This window comes from Micromonospora sicca (genome assembly GCF_003172935.1).
GTDB classification, from domain to species: Bacteria; Actinomycetota; Actinomycetes; order Mycobacteriales; family Micromonosporaceae; genus Micromonospora; species Micromonospora sicca.
The window spans coordinates 1-501 of record NZ_QGKS01000001.1 but is presented as its reverse complement, the minus strand read 5'-3'; the positions used below and the strand labels follow the sequence as shown (position 1 = coordinate 501).

General features: G+C 73.5%; 1 protein-coding gene. It reads right to left on the bottom strand.

Annotated elements, in window-relative coordinates:
- Window positions 1–159: 159 nt before the first annotated feature.
- The gene (locus tag DKT69_RS00005) at window positions 160–459 is read right to left on the bottom strand and encodes a DivIVA domain-containing protein (protein ID WP_109799573.1); all 300 of its coding nucleotides are present in this window, start codon (window positions 457–459) and stop codon (window positions 160–162) included.
- Window positions 460–501 lie beyond the last annotated feature (42 nt).

Sequence of the window (501 nt, the reverse complement as noted above, 5' to 3'; positions counted from 1 at the left end):
GACCCGGGGGAGACCACCGTCTCCGCCGAGGACGACCAGAACGTACGGCATCGGGTCTTCTGCGACCTGCTGATGCCCAGCGGCCGACCACCCGGGCCAGGCGCTGCGCGCCGGGCAGGTCGTTCGCGACGATCGGCAGGTGGATGACGTACCGCTGGGTCACCGCTCGTTTCCCCGGGCGTCACCGGCGCGGGCCTGGTCGGACTGCCAGCGGCGCAGCGCGTCCTTGATGGCGGCGGTCTCCCGGCGGCTGGCGGCCAGGGCCGCGTAGACGGCGGCCATGTCGCCGGCGACCCGGTCGAGGAAGGCGTAGACGTCGTCGGGCGCCAGGCCGCGGCGTCCGAGCCCGGCCGGCTTGAAGCGGCGCTCGCGCACCTGCCACGGCAGCAGACTGGTGTACGCGCCGGAGCGGTAGGTCGCTGCGCTCCCCCACGTCGGCCGCTGGTTGCGGACGCTCATTCGCTGCCTGCCTCTCTTGTCGTGATTGGAAGGGGTGGGCCA